The 18,509-nt window shown below is 66.1% G+C and carries 21 protein-coding genes; 16 read left to right on the forward strand and 5 right to left on the reverse strand.

Annotation, left to right across the window (positions count from 1 at the left end; genetic code table 11):
* Nucleotides 1-86 precede the first annotated feature (86 nt).
* The 13 genes from GWQ44_RS12190 to codA all read left to right on the forward strand — a co-directional run bounded on the left by GWQ44_RS12190 (nucleotide 87) and on the right by codA (nucleotide 12,169).
* A complete protein-coding gene (locus tag GWQ44_RS12190; RefSeq protein WP_275927425.1) occupies nucleotides 87-593 on the forward strand; it encodes a nucleoside 2-deoxyribosyltransferase in 507 nt (168 codons plus the stop codon).
* Nucleotides 594-734: 141 nt separating this feature from the next.
* The gene (locus tag GWQ44_RS12195) at nucleotides 735-1,595 is read left to right on the forward strand and encodes a MurR/RpiR family transcriptional regulator (RefSeq protein WP_275927426.1); all 861 of its coding nucleotides are present in this window, start codon (nucleotides 735-737) and stop codon (nucleotides 1,593-1,595) included.
* A gap of 32 nt (nucleotides 1,596-1,627) precedes the next feature.
* Nucleotides 1,628-2,185: a D-alanyl-D-alanine dipeptidase gene (gene ddpX, locus GWQ44_RS12200; RefSeq protein ID WP_102881853.1), complete on the forward strand. Its 558-nt coding sequence runs from the start codon at nucleotides 1,628-1,630 to the stop codon at nucleotides 2,183-2,185.
* A 149-nt stretch (nucleotides 2,186-2,334) separates the two neighbouring features.
* Nucleotides 2,335-3,912, forward strand: a complete 1,578-nt coding sequence (locus GWQ44_RS12205) for an ABC transporter substrate-binding protein (RefSeq protein ID WP_179600658.1) — start codon at nucleotides 2,335-2,337, stop codon at nucleotides 3,910-3,912.
* Between the two features lie 118 nt (nucleotides 3,913-4,030).
* Nucleotides 4,031-5,047 carry an ABC transporter permease gene (locus GWQ44_RS12210; protein ID WP_016965616.1) on the forward strand — a complete coding sequence of 339 codons (1,017 nt, stop codon included), beginning with the start codon at nucleotides 4,031-4,033 and terminating at the stop codon, nucleotides 5,045-5,047.
* Nucleotide 5,048: 1 nt separating this feature from the next.
* Nucleotides 5,049-5,948 carry a D,D-dipeptide ABC transporter permease gene (ddpC, locus tag GWQ44_RS12215; protein WP_103742015.1) on the forward strand — a complete coding sequence of 300 codons (900 nt, stop codon included), beginning with the start codon at nucleotides 5,049-5,051 and terminating at the stop codon, nucleotides 5,946-5,948.
* On the forward strand, nucleotides 5,945-6,940 hold the full coding sequence (locus GWQ44_RS12220) for an ABC transporter ATP-binding protein (RefSeq protein ID WP_275927427.1): 996 nt from the start codon (nucleotides 5,945-5,947) through the stop codon (nucleotides 6,938-6,940). The genes ddpC and GWQ44_RS12220 overlap by 4 nt, the downstream gene beginning before the upstream one ends.
* A complete protein-coding gene (locus GWQ44_RS12225) occupies nucleotides 6,937-7,908 on the forward strand; it encodes an oligopeptide/dipeptide ABC transporter ATP-binding protein (RefSeq protein ID WP_113194303.1) in 972 nt (323 codons plus the stop codon). Before GWQ44_RS12220 ends, GWQ44_RS12225 begins: the two co-directional genes overlap by 4 nt.
* Nucleotides 7,909-8,009: 101 nt before the next feature.
* Nucleotides 8,010-8,633 (forward strand): NUDIX hydrolase, encoded by a 624-nt coding sequence (locus tag GWQ44_RS12230; RefSeq protein WP_016965801.1) that lies wholly within the window; start codon nucleotides 8,010-8,012, stop codon nucleotides 8,631-8,633.
* 86 nt (nucleotides 8,634-8,719) lie between these two features.
* The gene (locus tag GWQ44_RS12235) at nucleotides 8,720-9,094 is read left to right on the forward strand and encodes a hypothetical protein (RefSeq protein ID WP_047305377.1); all 375 of its coding nucleotides are present in this window, start codon (nucleotides 8,720-8,722) and stop codon (nucleotides 9,092-9,094) included.
* Nucleotides 9,091-9,288, forward strand: coding sequence for a helix-turn-helix transcriptional regulator (locus GWQ44_RS12240; protein WP_016965799.1), 198 nt, complete (start codon nucleotides 9,091-9,093; stop codon nucleotides 9,286-9,288). Before GWQ44_RS12235 ends, GWQ44_RS12240 begins: the two co-directional genes overlap by 4 nt.
* 171 nt (nucleotides 9,289-9,459) lie before the next feature.
* Nucleotides 9,460-10,731, forward strand: a complete 1,272-nt coding sequence (codB, locus tag GWQ44_RS12245) for a cytosine permease (RefSeq protein ID WP_275927428.1) — start codon at nucleotides 9,460-9,462, stop codon at nucleotides 10,729-10,731.
* A 181-nt stretch (nucleotides 10,732-10,912) separates the two neighbouring features.
* Nucleotides 10,913-12,169 (forward strand): cytosine deaminase, encoded by a 1,257-nt coding sequence (gene codA, locus GWQ44_RS12250; protein WP_275927429.1) that lies wholly within the window; start codon nucleotides 10,913-10,915, stop codon nucleotides 12,167-12,169.
* Between the two features lie 12 nt (nucleotides 12,170-12,181).
* Here codA and GWQ44_RS12255 read toward each other — a convergent pair whose 3' ends face one another.
* From GWQ44_RS12255 to GWQ44_RS12265, 3 genes are all read right to left on the reverse strand, one after another.
* Entirely contained in the window at nucleotides 12,182-12,841 is a 660-nt protein-coding gene (locus GWQ44_RS12255; protein WP_275927430.1) for a hypothetical protein, read from the reverse strand.
* A 109-nt stretch (nucleotides 12,842-12,950) separates the two neighbouring features.
* Entirely contained in the window at nucleotides 12,951-13,946 is a 996-nt protein-coding gene (locus GWQ44_RS12260; protein WP_275927431.1) for a diaminopimelate epimerase, read from the reverse strand.
* Between the two features lie 151 nt (nucleotides 13,947-14,097).
* Nucleotides 14,098-14,568: an Lrp/AsnC family transcriptional regulator gene (locus GWQ44_RS12265; protein WP_047305382.1), complete on the reverse strand. Its 471-nt coding sequence runs from the start codon at nucleotides 14,566-14,568 to the stop codon at nucleotides 14,098-14,100.
* A 233-nt stretch (nucleotides 14,569-14,801) separates the two neighbouring features.
* Between GWQ44_RS12265 and GWQ44_RS12270 the strand changes: the two genes are divergently transcribed.
* The gene (locus GWQ44_RS12270; protein WP_179600648.1) at nucleotides 14,802-15,953 is read left to right on the forward strand and encodes an MFS transporter; all 1,152 of its coding nucleotides are present in this window, start codon (nucleotides 14,802-14,804) and stop codon (nucleotides 15,951-15,953) included.
* A 306-nt stretch (nucleotides 15,954-16,259) separates the two neighbouring features.
* On the opposite strand, the gene GWQ44_RS12275 is transcribed toward GWQ44_RS12270, so the two are convergent.
* Nucleotides 16,260-16,646: a hypothetical protein gene (locus GWQ44_RS12275; RefSeq protein WP_275927432.1), complete on the reverse strand. Its 387-nt coding sequence runs from the start codon at nucleotides 16,644-16,646 to the stop codon at nucleotides 16,260-16,262.
* 450 nt (nucleotides 16,647-17,096) lie between these two features.
* On the opposite strand from GWQ44_RS12275, the gene GWQ44_RS12280 reads away from it, so the two are divergent.
* Nucleotides 17,097-17,540 (forward strand): hypothetical protein, encoded by a 444-nt coding sequence (locus tag GWQ44_RS12280; protein WP_275927433.1) that lies wholly within the window; start codon nucleotides 17,097-17,099, stop codon nucleotides 17,538-17,540.
* Nucleotides 17,541-17,590: 50 nt separating this feature from the next.
* Complete coding sequence (locus tag GWQ44_RS12285) at nucleotides 17,591-18,037, forward strand: GNAT family acetyltransferase (protein WP_016964539.1); 447 nt, start codon at nucleotides 17,591-17,593, stop codon at nucleotides 18,035-18,037.
* Between the two features lie 11 nt (nucleotides 18,038-18,048).
* Here GWQ44_RS12285 and GWQ44_RS12290 read toward each other — a convergent pair whose 3' ends face one another.
* Nucleotides 18,049-18,465 carry a hypothetical protein gene (locus GWQ44_RS12290; protein ID WP_016964537.1) on the reverse strand — a complete coding sequence of 139 codons (417 nt, stop codon included), beginning with the start codon at nucleotides 18,463-18,465 and terminating at the stop codon, nucleotides 18,049-18,051.
* Nucleotides 18,466-18,509 lie beyond the last annotated feature (44 nt).

Raw genomic sequence — 18,509 nt, forward strand, 5'->3', positions numbered from 1 at the left:
CTGGAGCACCGCGTTTACCGCCTTTGGGGTGGCGCTGCCACCCAGCGCGAGCAAGCTCCCTCGCCACAGAAGAGATCCAGCTGCCCATGAGCTCACGTATCTATCTCGCCGGTTTCGATGTGTTCCGTAGCGACGCCCTGGCCCATGGCGAGTACCTCAAGCAACTGTGCAGCGCCCAGGGCCTGCACGGTCTGTTCCCCCTGGATCACCAGGCCCCGCAGCACCTCTCGCCAGAAGCCACGGCGCAGTGGATCTGCCAGCAGAACCTGGCCATGATCCGCGACTGCGACGCCCTGCTGGCCAACCTCAACGACTTTCGCGGCCTGGAGCCGGATTCCGGCACCGCCTTCGAAGTGGGCGCAGCCATCGCCCTGGGCAAGCCGGTGTGGGCCTACTTCAGCGGCCCCGCGACCCTGCGCCAGCAAGTGCCCCACGACGCCCAGGGCCGTGATGCCCAGGGCTTTGCGGTGGAAGACTTCAACCTGCCGCGCAACCTGATGCTGGCCTGCACCTGGAGCGGTCGCAGCACCTGTGTGGAAACAGCCATCCGTGACCTCGGGCACTGGTTGAACGCAACCCCTGCGGCCCACTGAAGATAACCAGCAGCGTCACTTTCTGCCGAAAACGACCCCATCGGACAAAAGCCTTGTTTTGTCGCGAAGGCCGATGTTATGTTTATAACACGAATTACAAAAATGAAATTCAGATAACATTTTCCGCGAAGCCCTGGCGAGATGGTCATGGACAAGAACAGTTTCCAAGTCACCCTGGAACAGCAGTTTGCAAGCCTGACGCCCACCGGCAAGCGCATCGCCACCTATCTGCTGGCCAACCTCCAGCAATTGCCCTTCGAAACCGCCGACAGCATCGCCCAGCAAGCCGGCACCACCGGCATTTCCGTGGGGCGCTTCCTGCGCTCGCTGGGTTACCGCAACCTGGATGACGTCAAGCAAGGCCTGCGCGGCGATGCCCAGGCCTCCTGGCTGATCACCGACCGGCTTGGCGCGTTTCGCAGCGAGGCGCATCAGGACGATGCCCTGGAGCGCTCGATGCACCGCGAGATCGAGGCCATCCAGCACGTCTACGGCCTGGCCCGCAGCCAGGTGTTCGCCGACATCGTGCGGCAGATCGTCGAGGCCGACGCGGTGTTCATCATCGGCATCCAGTCGACCCGGGGCATCCTCAACGCCTTCCACAGCCACCTGGAATACATCCGGCCCAAGGTCTACTACGTCGACGGCCTGTCGGGCATCTACGCGGAAACCCTGAACTCGGGCTTCGCCAAGCCCTACGCGATCATTTCCGACTTTCGCGCCTACTCCGCCATCACCCAGACCTTCTGCGAAGTGGCCAACGCCAACGCCCTGCCCCTGGCCCTGGTCACCGACCTGCAGTGCCCCTGGGCCCGGGACTACCCGCTGGACCTGCTGCAACTGAAAACCGATGTCGGCCAGTTCTGGGATTCCCTGGCGCCGCTGACCTGTCTGTTCAACCTGATGGTGTCCGCCGTGGCCGAGGGCTATGGCGAGCGCCTGGATGAGCGCCTGGCGAAGAACCGAGCGTTGCAGGAAGCCTTCGGCCAGTTCGAATCCTGACCTTCAAGCGTGCCCCAAGATGGAGTGAGTGAGTGAACAACAGCCCCCTTGTCGAAATCGACGCCCAGCGCCACCAACTGGAAATCGACCTGGTCTACGCCAGCGCCGACAACCTGGCCGGCCAGGTGATCTACCGCAACGCCCGCTGCCTGCTGCACAAGGACGCCGCCGCCTGCCTGTACAAGGCCAGCCAGCTGGCGCGCATGGCCGGCCTGGGCCTGCGCATCTACGACGCCTATCGCCCGGCCTACGCCCAGCAACTGCTGTGGCAGGCCCTGCCCAACCCGGACTACGTGCGCGATCCGCGCCTGGGCTCGCACCACACCCGGGGCGTGGCCGTGGACCTGACCCTGGTGGATGAATCGGGCCAGCCCCTGGACATGGGCACCGCCTTCGATGCCATGGAGCCCAAGTCGCACCAGTTCTACAGCGACCTGCCGCCCCAGGTGCAGCGCAATCGCCTGATGCTGCTGGGGATCATGCTCAGCGCCGGCTTCGAGGCGATCCCCACCGAGTGGTGGCACTACGAGTTGCCCAACGCCGAGGACTTCCCCCTGATCCAGGAGCACGACCAGCCCTTCGAACACTGATCTCCCGTTCCCCAACCGGCCACAACAACAGGCAGCCCACTGCCCCAAGCCGGTCGTACTGCAATACCGCTTCAGCTCCAACTGCCCGGTTATAGCTTTTATAAAAAACCTGACGAACTTCCCAACATCGAATGATCAAGGAAACCGGCATGACCCCCAATCTGCGCAATAACCCTGATGTGCGTCTGTCCACCCGTGTCGCCCTGTCGCTGCTGTGCGCCGCCCTGAGCCTGGGCACCTGGCAGGCGGCCAGCGCCGCTGCGCCCAAGGACACCCTGATGATCGGCAAGGCCGCCGACCCGCAGACCCTCGACCCGGCCGTGACCATCGACAACAACGACTGGGCCGTGACCTACCCGGCCTACCAGAAGCTGGTGACCTACAAGGTCGAGAACGGCAAGGGCAGCACCGAAGTCCAGGGCGACCTGGCCGAGAGCTGGAGCACCTCCGCCGACAACCTGACCTGGGACTTCAAGCTCAAGCCCGGCAACAAGTTCGACGACGGCAAGCCGGTGGACGCCGCGGCAGTGAAGTTCTCCTTCGACCGCCTGATGCAGCTCAAGCAAGGCCCGTCCGGGGCTTTCCCGGATGACATGAGCGTGGCCGTGGTCGACCCGCTGACCGTGCGCTTCACCCTGAAGAAGCCCTACGCGCCCTTCCTCTACACCCTGGCCCACAACGGCGGCGGCATCATCAACCCGGACGTGGCCAACAAGGGCGAGGACGTCAACGCCTACCTCTCGACCCACACCGCCGGCTCCGGGGCCTTCCGCCTGAGCAACTGGCAGAAAGGCCAGGCGCTGACGCTGGAGCCCAACAGCTATTACGCCGGGCCCAAGCCGAGCCTGAACAAGGTGGTGATCAAGATCATCAGCGAGGCCTCGGTGCGCCGCCTGCAACTGGAGCGCGGCGACCTGGACATCATCGAGGACATGCCCGAAGACCAGCTCGGCACCCTGGCCGGCAAGTCCGGGGTGGTGATCCAGACCTTCCCCTCGCTGCGGGTCAACTACCTGTACCTGAACAACCAGCGTGCGCCCCTGGACAACGTCGAGGCGCGCCAGGCGCTGGTCCAGGCCATCGACTACAAAGGCATCGTCGACGGCATCCTCAAGGGCCAGGCCAAGCTGATGAACGGGCCGATCCCCGACGGCATGTGGGCCCACGATCCGAGCCTGCCGCTGATGCAGCAGAACCTCGACGGCGCCAAGGCCAGCCTGGCCAAGGTCCCGCAGAAGATCAGCAACCTGACCTACCTGTACTCGGACAAGGACGCCAACTGGGAGTCCATCGGCCTGACCCTGCAAGCGGGCCTGGCGCCCCTGGGCATCAACCTGAAGATGGAAAAACTGGCCAACGCCACCATGCGTGAACGGGTCGGCAAGGGTGACTACGACGTGGCCATCGGCTCCTGGAGCCCGGACTTCGCCGACCCCTACATGTTCATGAACTTCTGGTTCGACTCCAGCCTGCAAGGCCTGCCGGGCAACCGCTCGTTCTACAGCAACCCGGAAGTCGACAGCCTGATCCGCGAAGCGGCGGCCACCAACGACACCGCCCAGCGCATCGAGCTGTACCAGAAGGCGCAGAAGATCGTCCTCAAGGACAACGTCTACGCCTACCTGTACCAGAAGAACTACAGCCTGCCGATGCGCGATTCGGTGAAGGGCTACGTGTTCCATCCGATGCTGGAACAGGTGTTCAACATCGCCGAAATCAGCAAGTAGGACCGGCCCTGCAATCCCCGTCGCCAGCCCCTGAACCGGGCCGGCGCCGGGTGGCCGTGTCCCCGCTGCGGGGCCGTTATGGCCCCTGCCGTTCGTCAAGCGTTAACGAGGTTGCCTCATGGCCTTCCTGAATATGTTGCGCAAACGCCTGCTCGGCCTGTTGCTGGTCGTGATCGGGGTTTCGCTGATTACCTTCACCATCTCGCACCTGATTCCCGGTGACCCGGCGCGGCTGATCGCCGGCGACCGGGCCAGCGATGCCATCGTGCAGAACATCCGCCACCAGCTGGGCCTGGACCTGCCGCTGTACCAGCAATACGGGCGCTACATGCTCGACCTGCTGCACGGCGACCTGGGCACTTCGATCCGCACCAGCCGCCCGGTACTGGAGGACCTGCAAGCGTTCTTCCCGGCGACCCTGGAGCTGGCCCTGGCCGCCCTGCTGCTGTCGGTGCTGGTGGGCGTACCGCTGGGGGTGCTGTCGGCGGTCTACCACAACCGCTTTATCGACCAGATCGCCCGCACCCTGGCGGTCACCGGGATCTCCACCCCGGCGTTCTGGCTGGGCCTGGGGCTGATCCTGCTGTTCTACGGCCACCTCGGCTGGCTGCCCGGCAGCGGGCGCCTGGATGAAGGCCTGGAGCCGCCGCCAACCATCAGCGGCTTCTACCTGATCGACTCGCTGCTGGCCGGGGATATCCCGCTGTTTTTCAATGCCCTGCAGCACCTGATCCTGCCGGCGGTGACCCTGGGTTTCGTCAACCTCGGGGTGGTGGCGCGGCAGATCCGCTCGGCGATGCTCGACCAGCTCGGCGAGGACTACATCCGCACCGCCCGGGCCTACGGCCTGTCGCGCTGGGCGGTGATCCTGCGCCACGCCCTGCCCAACGCGCTGATCCCCTCGGTGACAGTACTCGGCCTGACCCTCGGCGATCTGCTGTATGGCGCGGTGCTGACCGAGACGGTGTTCGCCTGGCCGGGCATGGGCGCCTACGTGGTGAAGTCGATCCAGGCCCTGGATTTCCCGGCGGTGATGGGCTTCGCCATCCTGGTGTCGTTCATTTATGTGCTGCTGAACATGGCGATCGACCTGTTGTACCGGGTGATCGACCCGCGCATTGGCGAGGTAAGTTGAGATGTCCGCTCCCTTGATCGTTCCCCTGCCACAACCCACCGCCCAGGCCAGCGGCTGGCGCGCGCGCCTGGCCTACCTGGGCTACCGCGTGCGGCAAAGCCCGCTGACCATCGCCGGGCTGTGCATGACCCTGCTGGTGCTGTTGTGCATGGCCTTCGCCCCCTGGCTGTCGAGCCATGACCCCAATGCCCTGAACCTGGCCCAGCGCCTGGCCGCCCCCAGCGCCGCCCATTGGTTCGGCACCGACGAAGTCGGCCGCGACCTGTTCAGCCGGGTGCTCCACGGCAGCCGCCAGTCGGTGGGCGTGGGCCTGTTCGTGGCCTTCGCCTCGTGCCTGGCCGGGGGCCTCTTGGGCTGCCTGTCGGGAATCATCGGCGGGCGCTTCGACAGCCTGATCATGCGCCTGATGGACATCATGCTCTCGGTGCCGTCGCTGGTGCTGATCATGGCCCTGGCCGCCGCCCTGGGCCCGAGCCTGTTCAACGCCATGCTGGCGATCACCCTGGTGCGCATTCCGTTCTACGTGCGCCTGGCCCGGGGCCAGGCCCTGAGCATCCGCCAGATGGGCTACGTCAAGGCCGCGCAGACCTACGGCGCCGGGCGCTGGCACATCGTCAGCTGGCACGTGGGGCGCAACGCCATGCCGCCATTGCTGGTGCAACTGAGCCTGGACATCGGCAGCGCCATCCTCATGGCCTCGGCCCTGGGCTTCATTGGCCTCGGGGCGCAACAGCCCACCGCCGAATGGGGGGCGATGGTGGCCACCGGGCGCAACTTCATCCTCGACAACTGGTGGTACTCGACCTTTCCCGGGCTGGCGATCCTGTTCACCGCCACCGGTTTCAACCTGCTGGGTGACGGCATCCGTGACCTGCTCGACCCACGGCAACAGGGGAAATGACCATGAGCTCATCCGCCGTTCTCAACATCGACAACCTGAGCCTGGAATTCCCCGCCTACCGCAGCAACGTGCAGGCCCTCAACGGCGTGTCGCTGCACGTCAACCCGGGGGAAATCGTCGGCGTGGTCGGCGAGTCCGGTTCGGGCAAGTCGGTGACCGCCATGCTCAGCCTGCGGCTGCTGCCCGAACGCAGCTACCGCGTCACCTCCGGCAGCCTGAGCCTGCTGGGCCGGGACATGCTCGCCACCCCGGAAAAACAGCTGCTGCAGATCCGTGGCCGCGACGCGGCGATGATCTTCCAGGAGCCGATGACCGCCCTCAACCCGACCCGGCGCATCGGCCGGCAGATGCTCGACGTGATCATCCATCACCAGCGCCTGAGCCAGGACCAGGCCCGGGCCAAGGCCATCGCCCTGCTGCGGGACATGCACATTGCCGACCCCGAGCAGGTGCTGCAGGCCTATCCGTTCGAGCTGTCCGGCGGCATGCGCCAGCGGGTGATGATCGCCCTGGCGTTTTCCTGCGACCCGCAGTTGCTGATCGCCGATGAGCCGACCACCGCCCTGGACGTCACCGTGCAGCGCCAGGTGCTGCTGTTGCTGCGCGAGAAGGCCCGGCAACGGGGCACCGCGATCCTCTTGATCACCCACGACATGGCGGTGGTCTCGCAGTTCTGCGACCGGGTCTATGTGATGTACACCGGCGCCGTGGTCGAGCAAGGCAGCACCGCCCAGGTCATGCTCGACCCGCAGCATCCCTACACCCGCGGCCTGCTCAGCGGCCTGCCGGAACAGGTGGCCCCCGGCGCGCCGCTGCTGACCATTCCCGGGCAGGTGCCGAACCTCGCCCACCTGCCCGCTGGCTGCACCTTTCGCGAGCGCTGCCCGCAGGCCATGGCGGTGTGTGCCCAACGGCCACCGCTGCATTCGATCAACGCCGGTGAGCAGCGCAAGAGTGCCTGCTGGCTGGCCGCCCCGGAGTCCGCCCAATGACCGCCCCTCAATCCCACACCGGCAACGCGCCGCTGCTGCGGCTCAACGACGTGCAAGTGCGCTTCCCCCTGAGCAATGACTGGCTGGGCCGGCCCCGGGCCTTCGCCCACGCGCTGAACGGCATCGACCTGGAACTGCGCCCCGGGGAAACCCTGGGCATCGTCGGCGAGTCCGGCTGCGGCAAAAGCACCCTGGCGCAACTGCTGATGGGCCTGGTCCAGCCCAGCAGCGGCGACCTGCGCTGGGCCTACGCCAGCGACCGCGAGCGCCACAGCCATGTGCAGATCGTGTTCCAGGACCCGCAATCGTCCCTCGACCCACGCCTGCCGATCTGGAAGATCATCACCGAGCCGCTGTTCGCCCTGGGCACCACCCCGGCCGCGCAGATGCGCGAGATCGCCGCCAAGGTCGCGCAGCAGGTGGGCATCCGCGGCGAATACCTGGAGCGCTACCCGCACCAGTTCTCCGGCGGCCAGCGCCAGCGCATCGCCATTGCCCGGGCCCTGGCGTCGAACCCGGACATCATCGTCCTCGACGAGCCGACCTCGGCCCTGGACATCTCGGTGCAGGCGCAGATCCTCAACCTGCTGGCGGACCTGCAACGCAGCCGCGGCCTGACCTTCGTGCTGATCTCCCACAACGTTTCGGTGGTGCGGCACATGGCCGACCGAGTGGCGGTGATGTACCTGGGTCAGATCGTCGAACTGGGCAGCGCCGAGCAGGTGCTGGAGCGCCCGCGCCACCCCTACACCCAACTGCTGCTGGAGGCGGTGCCACGCCTCGGCGCGCCGCTGGCGGACAGCCAGGTTTCAGCGCCCACCGAACTGCCGGGCAACCGCAAGCTGCCCAGCGGCTGTTTCTTCTTCGACCGCTGCAGCCGCCGCGGCCCGGGTTGCGAACAGCCTCAAGCGCTGCTGGGCGATGCGATGCAGCAAGTGCGTTGCCATCGGCAGGATCTCGCGGGGTGATCCAACAGCACCACGCCGCCTGCCACGGCGTGGTGCTTGCTCCCTGCTCGCCAAGGGCTTAAAACAAGCGCCTTCTCTCTGACGTCGCAGGAACCCCTCCCATGGAAAGCCACTGGCTGACCCACGCCAAACGCCTGCAAGCCATCGCCTCCACCGGCCTGCACTTCTGCAAGGACGTGCACGACCGCGAGCGCTACCAGGAAATCGCCGACATCGCCCACGACATGCTCGCGCAACTGGGCAACGTGCCCCTGGAACGCATCACCGATCTGGTTTCGGACTTTGCCCAGCGCTACTCGACGCCGATGGTCGAAGTGCGCGGCGCGCTGATCGAGGACGGCAAGATTCTGCTAGTGCGCGAACAGCACGACGGCCTCTGGGCCCTGCCCGGGGGTTATGCCGACGTCGGCCTGTCGGCCAGCGAAAACGTGATCAAGGAAATCCACGAAGAAGCCGGGCTCGAGGTGTCGGTACGCGCCTTGTACGGCGTCCGGCACAAGGCCAAGGGCCCCTACAAGGCCGATCACCGCGACTTCTACAAACTGTACTTTCTCTGCGAGCGCCACGGCGGCCCGGCCCCGGTGGCCGGCAGCGAAGCCACCGAGGCCGGCTTCTTCGCACCCGACCAGCTGCCGCCGCTGTCCCTGGGCCGCACCGTTGAACGGGATATTCAGGAGGCCTTCGACTTCCACGCAGGCCGGCGCAGCGTGGCCCTGTTCGACTGAGCATGACACCGCCAATGTAAAGCAACCTTGACATTGAAAAACGCCCCACCTAATGTAAAGGACACTTTACTAAAAGGAGATTGCCCATGGGCAGCAAACGCTATTTCGTCGAATTCAGCCTGGCCTTGCTGGCCTACATCGCCTGCGTGATTTTGAGCAGCCACTGGCTGGCGGACCTGAACCCGGGCCCGGGCAAGATCGCCCTGGCCCTGGTGCCGGTGATCCCCATGGTGGCCATGGCCCTGGCGGTGGTCCGCCAGTTGCGGCGCATGGACGAACTGGCCCGGCGCATACAGCTCGAAGCCCTGGGCCTGTCCTTTGTCTGCACCGCGCTGATCACCTTCAGCTACGGCTTCCTGGAAACCGCCGGCCTGCCCCGGCTCTCGATGTTCTACGTATGGCCCGTGATGGGCCTGGTCTGGGCCCTGGCCACGGTGGCCGGTGTGCGGCGCTACCGATGAACAACCAATTGCGCGAACTGCGCACCCTCAAAGGCTGGTCCCAGGCCGAACTGGCCACCCGGCTAGAGGTGTCCCGGCAGACGGTGAATGCCATCGAGACCGGGCGCTACGACCCCAGCCTGCCCCTGGCGTTCAAGATTGCCCGGGCCTTCGAGATGCCCATCGAAAGCATTTTCACTCCCGACGCGGACTGACTGCCGGTGAACCAATCTGGCCCGGGGGTGCACTGCTTTCGCCCCTGGGCCACAGGCACCCGGTGCAGGGGCACGGGCATCGGCTATAACTGCTGGGGCGCCCGGCCCTGCCGTCAAGGATTGGCACGGCGTCTGCAACAGCGTGGCATCACTGCGACCAGGGACAGGCCCATGACCCAGCACCAACCCGGCAACGACTACCCCTTGAGCGAAGTTCCACAGCACGCCCGCAAGGGCCTGGCCTCCATGGCCATGGTGCTGCTGGGCTTCACCTTCTTCACCGCTACCATGTTCGCCGGCGGCAAGCTGGGGGTGGCGTTCGACTTCACCACCCTGCTGCTGGTGATCCTGGTCGGCAACTTGCTGCTGGGAATCTACGCCGCGAGCCTGGGCTACATCGCCTTCAAGAGCGGGCTGAACACGGTGCTGATGGGGCGCTTCTGCTTCGGTGAGCGGGGCAGCAAGCTCAGCGACCTGATCCTGGGTTTCACCCAGATCGGCTGGTACGCCTGGGGCACCGCCACCGCCGCGGTGGTGCTGGGCAAGTACTTCCAGCTCGATCCAGGCGCGGTGCTGGGGCTGATGCTGCTGTTCGGCATGGCCTTCTGCGCCACCGCCTATATCGGTTATCGCGGCCTGGAGATCCTGTCGTGGATCGCGGTGCCGGCCATGGGCCTGCTGCTGGTGCTGTCGATGGCGGTGGCGACCACCCAGGTCGGCGGCCTGGACGGCCTGCTGGCCCGCAGCCCCAGCGCCAGCCTGGACCTGTCCACCGCCCTGACCCTGGTGTTCGGCACCTTTGTCAGCGGCGCCACCCAGGCCACCAACTGGACCCGTTTCTCCCGCTCGGCGCGGGTGGCGGTGAGCGCCAGCCTGATCGGTTTCTTCATCGGCAACGGCCTGATGGTGCTGATCGGTGCCTACGGCGCCATCGTCTACCAGCAGCCGGACGTGGTGGAAGTCTTGCTGCTGCAAGGCTTTGCCATGGCGGCCATGGCCATGCTGCTGTTGAACATCTGGAGCACCCAGGACAACACCATCTACAACTTCGCCGTGGCCGGCTGCAACCTGCTGCGCACCGACCGGCGCAAGACCGTGACCCTGGTGGGCGCGCTGATCGGCACCCTGCTGGCGATGCTCGGCATGTACGACTTGCTGGTGCCCTACCTGGTGCTGCTGGGCACGGTGATTCCGCCGATTGGCGGGGTGATCATGGCCGACTTCTTCTACCGCTGGCGCGGCCGCTACCCGCGTCTGGCCGACAGCCAGTTGCCGGACTGGAACTGGCCGGGCCTGGCCGCCTACGGCCTGGGCACCCTGGCGGCGTTCTGCTCGCCCTGGGTCGCACCGCTGGTGGGCATCGCCGTGGCCAGCCTGAGTCATGTGCTGTTCAGCGCCTGGCGCGGCGCGCGCTCCAGCGCCGGCGCCGAGGCCCGGGGCTGAACCCGCGCCTTGCTCATTCGACGCGCTCCGGGTCTATCATGGCCCGGTCACGCAACACCCTGTCCCTGCCCAGCGGCCCGGTCACGGCCGGCGCAGGGACAGTCCAATGACCGTGGGACAAGGGCCAGCGCCCGGATCTCACGGCGCCACCACTGATTGCCCGACTCGAGGAATTGCCCCGATGCTGATCACCAACGCCCGCCTGCGCCACCGTGAAGGTCTGCACCAACTGCACCTGGAAAACGGCCGCATCGCCCGCATTGTCCTGCAAGGCCCGGACGCTCCCACCGCCGCGCCGGCCTTCGGCCCCGAACACCTGGATGCCGGCGGCAACCTGGTGGTGCCGCCCTTCGTCGAACCGCACATTCACCTGGACGCCACCCTGACCGCCGGCGAGCCGCGCTGGAACATGAGCGGCACCCTGTTCGAAGGCATCGAATGCTGGGGCGAACGCAAGGCCAGCATCACCGCCGAAGACACCCGCACCCGCGCCCACAAGACCATTCGCGCCCTGGCCGCCCACGGCATCCAGCACGTGCGCACCCATGTCGACGTCACCGATCCCGACCTCACCGCCCTCAAGGCCATGCTCGAAGTGCGCGAGCAGACCGGGCACCTGATCGATATGCAGATCGTCGCCTTCCCTCAAGAGGGCATCGAATCGTTTCGCAATGGCCGCGAGCTGATGGAGGAGGCCATCCGCCTGGGCGCCGACGTGGTGGGCGGCATTCCGCACTTCGAATACACCCGCGACCAGGGCGTGAGTTCGGTGAAATTCCTCATGGACCTGGCCGAACGCAGCGGTTGCCTGGTGGACGTGCACTGCGACGAAACCGACGACCCGCACTCGCGCTTTCTCGAAGTGCTGGCCGAAGAAGCCCGCAGCCGCGACATGGGCTCACGGGTCAGCGCCAGCCACACAACCGCCATGGGCTCCTACGACAACGCCTACTGCGCCAAGCTGTTCCGCCTGCTGGGGCATTCGGGCATCAGCTTTGTCTCCTGCCCCACCGAAAGCATCCACCTGCAGGGGCGCTTCGACAGCTTCCCGAAACGCCGCGGCGTGACCCGGGTCAAGGAGCTGCTGGATGCCGGGATGAACGTCTGCTTCGGCCAGGACTCGATCGTCGATCCCTGGTACCCCCTGGGTAATGGCAACATCCTGCGGGTGCTCGAAGCCGGCCTGCACATCTGCCACATGCTCGGCTACAGCAACCTGCAAAGCGCTCTGGACCTGGTCACCGACAACAGCGCCAAGGCCCTGGCCCTGGGCGAGGGTTACGGCATCGAGGAGGGCCGCCCGGCGAACCTGCTGATCCTCTCGGCCGACAGCGACTACGAAATGCTCCGCAGCCAGGGCTTGCCGCTGTACTCGATCCGCCACGGCAAGGTGCTGATGCAACGGCAGATGGCCCAGGTGCAACTGGCCGGCGACTGACGGTGGCGATGCCTACTTGACTCGAAACGGCCGGGCCGCCATGAACGCCACCGGCAACAGCGGCAGCGCAAGGATCGTCAACACGCCGTCCGCGGCGAGGGTGACCGGCGTCAGCAGCACCTGGCCGACCTTGCTCTTCTCGCGGTACGCCGAGAAATTCAGGGTGTAGGTGCTGTTCAACGGGTTGGCCGGGTAGGCGCTGATATCCCGCTTGGACTCAAAGCGGCTGCCGCGAATGGCATAGCGGTGCAGCAGGGCGTTCTGCGACCTTGCGACGACGAAGCCCAACGCCCGGGCTTCATCGATCTGCCTGGCGTCGAGCTGGTCCGGCTCGGGAATCCTCAGGACCAGCTCGCCCTCCAGGTTCTGCCACGCATTGACGAGGATCGGCGAAAACTCGGCCTGCATTTTTCCATGCAGGTCCGACTTGATGGCCTTGAGCAACTCAGGATCGACCCTCACCAAGTAGTGATAGCGCTTGCCAAGGATGACAAAGCTCTGCGCGTCCGCCGTGATGTAGAACTGGCTGACGGTTTCGGTATAGACCTCATTGCTGGCCCGGCTTTCGTACAGCCTGCTGGTCAGGCAGCCGCCCAGGCTGCCAGCGACCGCAGCCCCCAAGGCCATGAGCGTGCCTTTGAGCAAAGCGCGGCGGGGCGTTCCTTTTTGCATGTCGAGTCCTTTCGGTAAATGCGGGCTGTATCCAGAGACGAGCCGCGAGGGCCGCCACCCTATAGAAACTCCCGCCGTTTTGCACTCCGCCACAGCCACTTCGGCGTCCTCACTCAGGCAGTGCCTGCGCCGTGCCGAACAGGCTCACCCGGGTCAACACGCCATCGCGCTCTTGCAACATCAAGGGCGCAGTGCCGCCAGGCATCAGCACTTCGACCCGTCCGGCCTGGACCCAGCCCACCCGCCACGCCGCGCAGGCCACGGCGCTGGCGCTGGTGCCCGACGACGCGGTCGGCCCTTCGCCGCGCTCGAACACCCGGGCGACGATGCGCTGCGCCGACTGGCGCATCGCCCATTGCAGGTTGACCCCCGCCGGGCACGGCTCGCCGCGGCCCTGAGGCCAGGCAAAGGCGACGGCGGTCAGGCCCTTGGCCAGGGGCGCCTGGAGCATCTGCGGGTTGCTCGGCAAGGCCTCGGCCTCCTCCACCAGGGTCACGCAGTGAGGGTTGCCGATGCGCACGAACTGGCTCTGCTCCCACAGCGGGTTCAACGCCTGCAACGGCGTCACTCGGCTCAGCTCGCGACCGTTGAAGGTCACGGCTTGCACGCCCATCGCCGCGACCGCCTCGGGCCCGAAGGACGGCTGGCCCAGATCCAGCCAGAAGCCCTGCTGCCCCGCCACTTGCGCCTGCTCCACCACCGTGGCCAGCGGCGAGGCGCCGGTGGGTTGATCGTGATGCACCTGCAACAGCGTCGGTCCCTGGGTGGCCAGCAGGCCCTGTTCGGCCAGGGCCTGGGAAAAGATCGTCAGGCCATTGCCGCTGCGCTCGGCCAGGGTGCCATCGGTGTTGACGATCAACAGATCGAAGGGCGCCCGAGCCTGGAACGGCCCCACCAGCAGACCGTCGCAGCGGTGGGCCTTGGCCCCGGGCGGGCGGGTGCCCGGCGCCCAGTCGCAGAGCGCGGCGATCGCCTGTTCCGCCCACAGGCGCCGGTCCCGGGCCGCCTGGGCCGCGTTGTCGGGCAAGGCAATTCCCAGGCCACGCAGCGCAGCGGGCGCCACCACACCATAGAGATTGCCCCGTGCATCGTAGAACGCCGCCATCACACCGCCTCCAGAAAAAAACCAGCCGCTGACATTACGGAGAATGCCGCGGCTCCACCAGAGGGCAACGCCGGACCGGCCAACGCCACCTGCCGCAGCAGGTCCGGGGTTCGTGACTGTTCTCGGGCCAGCGCCGCAAGCACCCTGAACGTCAACCGGTGGTGGGCACGTCCAGGCCGACCTTGACCCGGTTCATCGCCACCAGGGTCTTGAAGCGCTTGACGTTGGCGTTGTCGAAGAACAGCTCGCGGGTCAGCTGGGTGTACTGGGCCATGTTGCGCACGCAGAAAATCAGCACGAAGTCGCACTCGCCGGCCACGTAGTAGCACTGCTGGACCTGGGGGCAGGCCTGGAAGCTGCGCTTGAGCGCGTCGATCTGGTCGATGCGCTCACTCTCCACTTCCACCTCGACGATGATGCTCAGCTCGTGCCCCAGGGCATCCGGCGCGACGATGGCGCTGTAGCGCTCGATCACGCCCTCGTCGCAGAGGCGCTTGAGCCGCCGGTTGACCGCGGCGGTGGACAGGTTGACCCGCAGCCCGAGCTCGCTTTGCGCGGTGCTGGCGTCACGCTGCAGCTCGGCGAGCAACTTCAGGTCATAGGCGTCGAGACTGGCATTCATGGGCAGGAAAACTCCGGGGGGCGAACGGCGCGCGCAGCAATGTTTTTGTGCAAAGCGACCGATTATGCGAAACAAACCGCCGGCTTGCGCAGGATTATTTGCCGCCCTGGCCCGCCGCCCCGACGAAGACTGCAACCTTCACCGGCTGGATTTGTCACAATCCCCGACCCGGCCGCCATCACGCCATGGGGGCATCAGGTGGCCGGCAGCGAGTTTCATCGCCAAGGATCTTTATGACTGCCAGCAACACCCACTTCCAGGCCACCCCCGGCCGCCTCGAACAGATGTCCACCCGCATCGCCTTTTTCATCGCCGGTTTCGGTATTGCCGCCTGGGCCCCGCTGGTGCCCTACGCCAAGGCCCGGGCCGGGCTCGACGAAGGCACCCTGGGCCTGTTGCTGTTGTGCCTGGGGGTGGGTTCGATCCTGGCGATGCCGATTGCCGGGGCCCTGGCCGGACGTTTCGGCTGCCGTCGGGTGATGGCCGGCGGCACCTTGCTGATCTGCCTGGCCCTGCCCTTGCTGGCGACCCTGACCTCGATCCCGCTGTTGATGGCCGCGCTGTTCCTGTTCGGCGCCGGCCTGGGCGGCGTGGATTCCACGGTCAACCTGCAGGCGGTGATCGTCGAGCGCGCCAGCGGCAAGACCATGATGTCGGGCTTTCACGGGCTGTTCAGCCTCGGCGGGATCGTCGGCGCCGCCGGGGTCAGCGCCTTGCTCGGCCTGGGCCTGTCGCCACTGGGCGCGACCCTGGTGGTGATTGCCCTGATGCTGCTGGCCCTGCTCAAGGCCGCGCCGCACATGCTGCCCTACGGCAGCCAGAGCTCGGGCCCGGCGTTTGCCGTGCCCCACGGCGTGGTGCTGTTCATTGGCTGCCTGTGCTTTGTGGTGTTTCTCGCCGAAGGCGCGGTGCTGGACTGGAGCGCGGTGTTCCTTACCGCCGAGCGCAACCTGGATGCGGCCTACGCCGGCCTGGGTTACGCGGCCTTTGCCCTGACCATGACCCTGGGCCGCCTGACCGGCGATGCCATTGTCCAGCGCCTGGGCGCACGCCGGGTGATCATCATCGGCGGCAGCACCGCCGCCGTCGGCCTGCTGCTGGCGACCCTGACCCCGGCCTGGGAAGCGGCGCTGCTGGGCTATGCCCTGGTGGGCGCGGGTTGCTCGAACATCGTGCCGGTGCTCTACACCGCCGTGGGCAAACAGCGAGTCATGCCGGAAAACATCGCCGTGCCGGCCATCACCACCCTGGGCTATGCCGGCATCCTGGCCGGCCCGGCGGTGATCGGCTTCATCGCCCACGGCAGCAGCCTGAGCGCGGCCTTCGGCCTGATCGCCGTGCTGCTGTTGGCAGTGGCCGCCAGCGGCAGAATACTCAAGCTGTAAGCGCCAAGCGCCAAGCTCCAAGCTTGCGGCTTGCAGCTTGTGATCTTGCTGCCCCTTCAGGAGGCCGAGCACAGGCGTTGCGCAGGGGGCAGCTCGGCAAGGATGCCGAGCTAGCCGCCCCAGGCCATGGATGGCCTGTGGCGGCGTGCCCCCGGAGCAATGCCGGAACGAGGGAACGCCGAGCCTAGGCGAGGCGCCGGATGCAGGGGCAGAGACGTTTTGCTTACTTTTGCGTCCGTCAAAAGTGAGTCGCTGTAAAAGCGAAACCGCCAGTGGCCACAGCCGCAGTAACGGATATGTACCCCATCAACAACCGCCCTCTACTCCAAGGCCAACAGCATCCCTCGGTGCGCCATCGAGCAATGCCTCCACCACCGCCCGGGCCATCTCCACCGAATGCACCATGGACCAGATCAGCCCGCGCTCGATGCCGCTGCCCTGCTGGGTGATTTCATCGCAGACCTCCTCGGCGCATTTGAGCAACAACGCCACATGCACCAGCGCCTCTTCGGCGCTGACGCCTTCGCGCACGCTGAACAGCGAGTCGGGGGTAACGGCTTTGGCCTGGGTGTTGCGCTGGAACAGCGCCGGGTCCTGCGGTTGCCGGGCCAGAGCCACGCGCAGGGTGGCGTTGGCGGCCTTGAGTTCGGGATCGCGATAGGACGTGGGGGGATCGGGGACAATCTTTTTCATGGTCAAACTCCTTGCAGATAAAAGGAGCCGACACCGATCGCTTGCACACAAATAAGGTGGCAGCCGTACGCAGGTGTGCAAGACCGAGTCTGCAAGGACACCCGGCAGATCCGAAGATCTCCCACGCACGGCCGCCATAACGCAGCGGACATGAAAACGATCAATCAGTGCTGATCGCTTGTGCGCCTTTGCAGAGTTCGGACTTGCACATCCGAGCCATCGATTTGGCGATGGCCCAGGCACCCTAGCCCGCCCACCAGGCGCATTCAAGCGGCCCGCAGTTTCTCGGATTTGCCTTACAAAAGAAAGCGACCAAACCCCACCCCAACGACCTTTAAGCCCGCCTCCGCTCCAAGCTTGCCGCTTGCTGCTTGCTGCTTGCTGCTTGCTACTATCTGCCCCGCCAAGTCTGGAATCATGCCCCCCCCGCCTCAACAGGAGTGAGCACCAATGCCGCCGTTCTCCCGCGCCCCCCTTCTCGGCCTGCTGCTGGCCAGCCTCGCGGCCCAGGCCGCGCCAAAACAGGACCAGGACCTGCACATCTACTACAGCATGGTGCCCGGCCAGTTCATGCTGATCGGCAAGGAGCCGGACGGCGGCCCGACCTACTCCGGCACTGCGCTGATCCGCTACGAGAACCAGGCCCTGACCCTGGTCAAGACCGTCAACGGCAAGACCACCACCGCCGTCGGCAAAGTGGAACGCGCCCGCATGGCCGAGGCCGATGTCTTGCGTTTCAACTGGCCGGGGCACGCCGCCACCTGCCTGGTCCGCGGTGACCTGGACAACTACTCGCGCCTGAGCTGCTACTGGACCCGGAACGGCGTGGACCACCGCGAGCCGGGGCTGGAGGCCTACTTCCCCACCGAAACCTGGCCCGGCCATCAGGACTGAAACCTGCCAACCGCCACCACCCATAGCTCCCCCCTTGCCGAGCCCACGCCATGATCCAACTGATCGAGTACGACAACACCCAGCACCGCCAGCCCGTGATCGAGCTGTGGAAACGCGTCTTCGGCTACGACAGCGCCCACAACACCCCGGAGCTGGCCATCGAGCGCAAGCTCGCCGTGGATGACGGGCTGTTCTTCGTCGCCCTGGCCTCAGGGCAGGTCATCGGCACCCTGATGGCCGGCTACGACGGCCACCGTGGCTGGCTCTACTCCCTGGCGGTGGACCCGCAACAGCGCCGACTCGGCACCGGCCGGGCCCTGGTGCGCCACGGCGAACAGGCCCTGGGCGCCCGCGGCTGCCTGAAGATCAACCTGCAGATCCTCAGCAGCAACGCCGCGGTGCAGGGCTTCTACCAGGCCCTGGGTTATCAGGTTGAACCCCGGGTCAGCATGGGCAAGGTGCTCACCGCCAACCTCCCCGAGCACCTGCGCAGCTGAAGTGGCTGGAACTACCAGTTGTGCGGGTTGACTCGCGGCGGACGCAGCAGTTGCTGGGCCAGGGCGGCTGCGGCCAGCGGCGAGGCACTGTGCAGCAGCGGATAGCCCCAGAACTTTTCATAGCTGTCGGCAAACGCCTCGACCCGGGCCTGTGTCTCCGGCTGCGGGGCAATGACGATCATCGCCTTGATCCAGCGGCGGATCGCCGCCTTGTTGCGCTTCATCCACAACGAACCCTGCTTGAGCAACGCCTGGCTCCGAGCGCTGTTGCGCTGCTCGGGCTCAGGCATCAGATCACTCATCAGGACAAAGGCCTGGGCCCGCTGCATAAGCCCCTCCAACTGCTGGAAAGGGTCGACGCCCGGCTGCCCTGCGTCCTCGGCGCGACGCATCCAGACCAGGGGAAAATGCTGATGATCGAAGTACATGGGAACACCTCAAGAAGCTGACAAACAAGAATGCTTATCATCTT

It is taken from the genome of Pseudomonas sp. 3MA1 (assembly GCF_029237275.1).
GTDB lineage: Bacteria > Pseudomonadota > Gammaproteobacteria > Pseudomonadales > Pseudomonadaceae > Aquipseudomonas > Aquipseudomonas fluorescens_AP.

Excerpts from the sequence above, each read along its gene's own strand:
- GWQ44_RS12235 (WP_047305377.1), top strand. The coding sequence starts at position 8,720 with ATGGGCAGCAAACGCTATTTCGTCGAATTCAGCCTGGCCTTGCTGGCC.
- GWQ44_RS12285 (WP_016964539.1), top strand. The coding sequence starts at position 17,591 with ATGATCCAACTGATCGAGTACGACAACACCCAGCACCGCCAGCCCGTG.
- GWQ44_RS12210 (WP_016965616.1), top strand. The coding sequence starts at position 4,031 with ATGGCCTTCCTGAATATGTTGCGCAAACGCCTGCTCGGCCTGTTGCTG.
- codA (WP_275927429.1), top strand. The coding sequence starts at position 10,913 with ATGCTGATCACCAACGCCCGCCTGCGCCACCGTGAAGGTCTGCACCAA.
- GWQ44_RS12275 (WP_275927432.1), bottom strand. The coding sequence starts at position 16,646 with ATGAAAAAGATTGTCCCCGATCCCCCCACGTCCTATCGCGATCCCGAA.
- GWQ44_RS12260 (WP_275927431.1), bottom strand. The coding sequence starts at position 13,946 with ATGGCGGCGTTCTACGATGCACGGGGCAATCTCTATGGTGTGGTGGCG.
- GWQ44_RS12220 (WP_275927427.1), top strand. The coding sequence starts at position 5,945 with ATGACCATGAGCTCATCCGCCGTTCTCAACATCGACAACCTGAGCCTG.
- GWQ44_RS12190 (WP_275927425.1), top strand. The coding sequence starts at position 87 with ATGAGCTCACGTATCTATCTCGCCGGTTTCGATGTGTTCCGTAGCGAC.
- GWQ44_RS12270 (WP_179600648.1), top strand. The coding sequence starts at position 14,802 with ATGACTGCCAGCAACACCCACTTCCAGGCCACCCCCGGCCGCCTCGAA.
- GWQ44_RS12195 (WP_275927426.1), top strand. The coding sequence starts at position 735 with ATGGTCATGGACAAGAACAGTTTCCAAGTCACCCTGGAACAGCAGTTT.
- codB (WP_275927428.1), top strand. The coding sequence starts at position 9,460 with ATGACCCAGCACCAACCCGGCAACGACTACCCCTTGAGCGAAGTTCCA.
- ddpC (WP_103742015.1), top strand. The coding sequence starts at position 5,049 with ATGTCCGCTCCCTTGATCGTTCCCCTGCCACAACCCACCGCCCAGGCC.
- GWQ44_RS12230 (WP_016965801.1), top strand. The coding sequence starts at position 8,010 with ATGGAAAGCCACTGGCTGACCCACGCCAAACGCCTGCAAGCCATCGCC.
- GWQ44_RS12205 (WP_179600658.1), top strand. The coding sequence starts at position 2,335 with ATGACCCCCAATCTGCGCAATAACCCTGATGTGCGTCTGTCCACCCGT.
- GWQ44_RS12240 (WP_016965799.1), top strand. The coding sequence starts at position 9,091 with ATGAACAACCAATTGCGCGAACTGCGCACCCTCAAAGGCTGGTCCCAG.
- GWQ44_RS12255 (WP_275927430.1), bottom strand. The coding sequence starts at position 12,841 with ATGCAAAAAGGAACGCCCCGCCGCGCTTTGCTCAAAGGCACGCTCATG.
- GWQ44_RS12290 (WP_016964537.1), bottom strand. The coding sequence starts at position 18,465 with ATGTACTTCGATCATCAGCATTTTCCCCTGGTCTGGATGCGTCGCGCC.
- GWQ44_RS12225 (WP_113194303.1), top strand. The coding sequence starts at position 6,937 with ATGACCGCCCCTCAATCCCACACCGGCAACGCGCCGCTGCTGCGGCTC.
- GWQ44_RS12280 (WP_275927433.1), top strand. The coding sequence starts at position 17,097 with ATGCCGCCGTTCTCCCGCGCCCCCCTTCTCGGCCTGCTGCTGGCCAGC.
- GWQ44_RS12265 (WP_047305382.1), bottom strand. The coding sequence starts at position 14,568 with ATGAATGCCAGTCTCGACGCCTATGACCTGAAGTTGCTCGCCGAGCTG.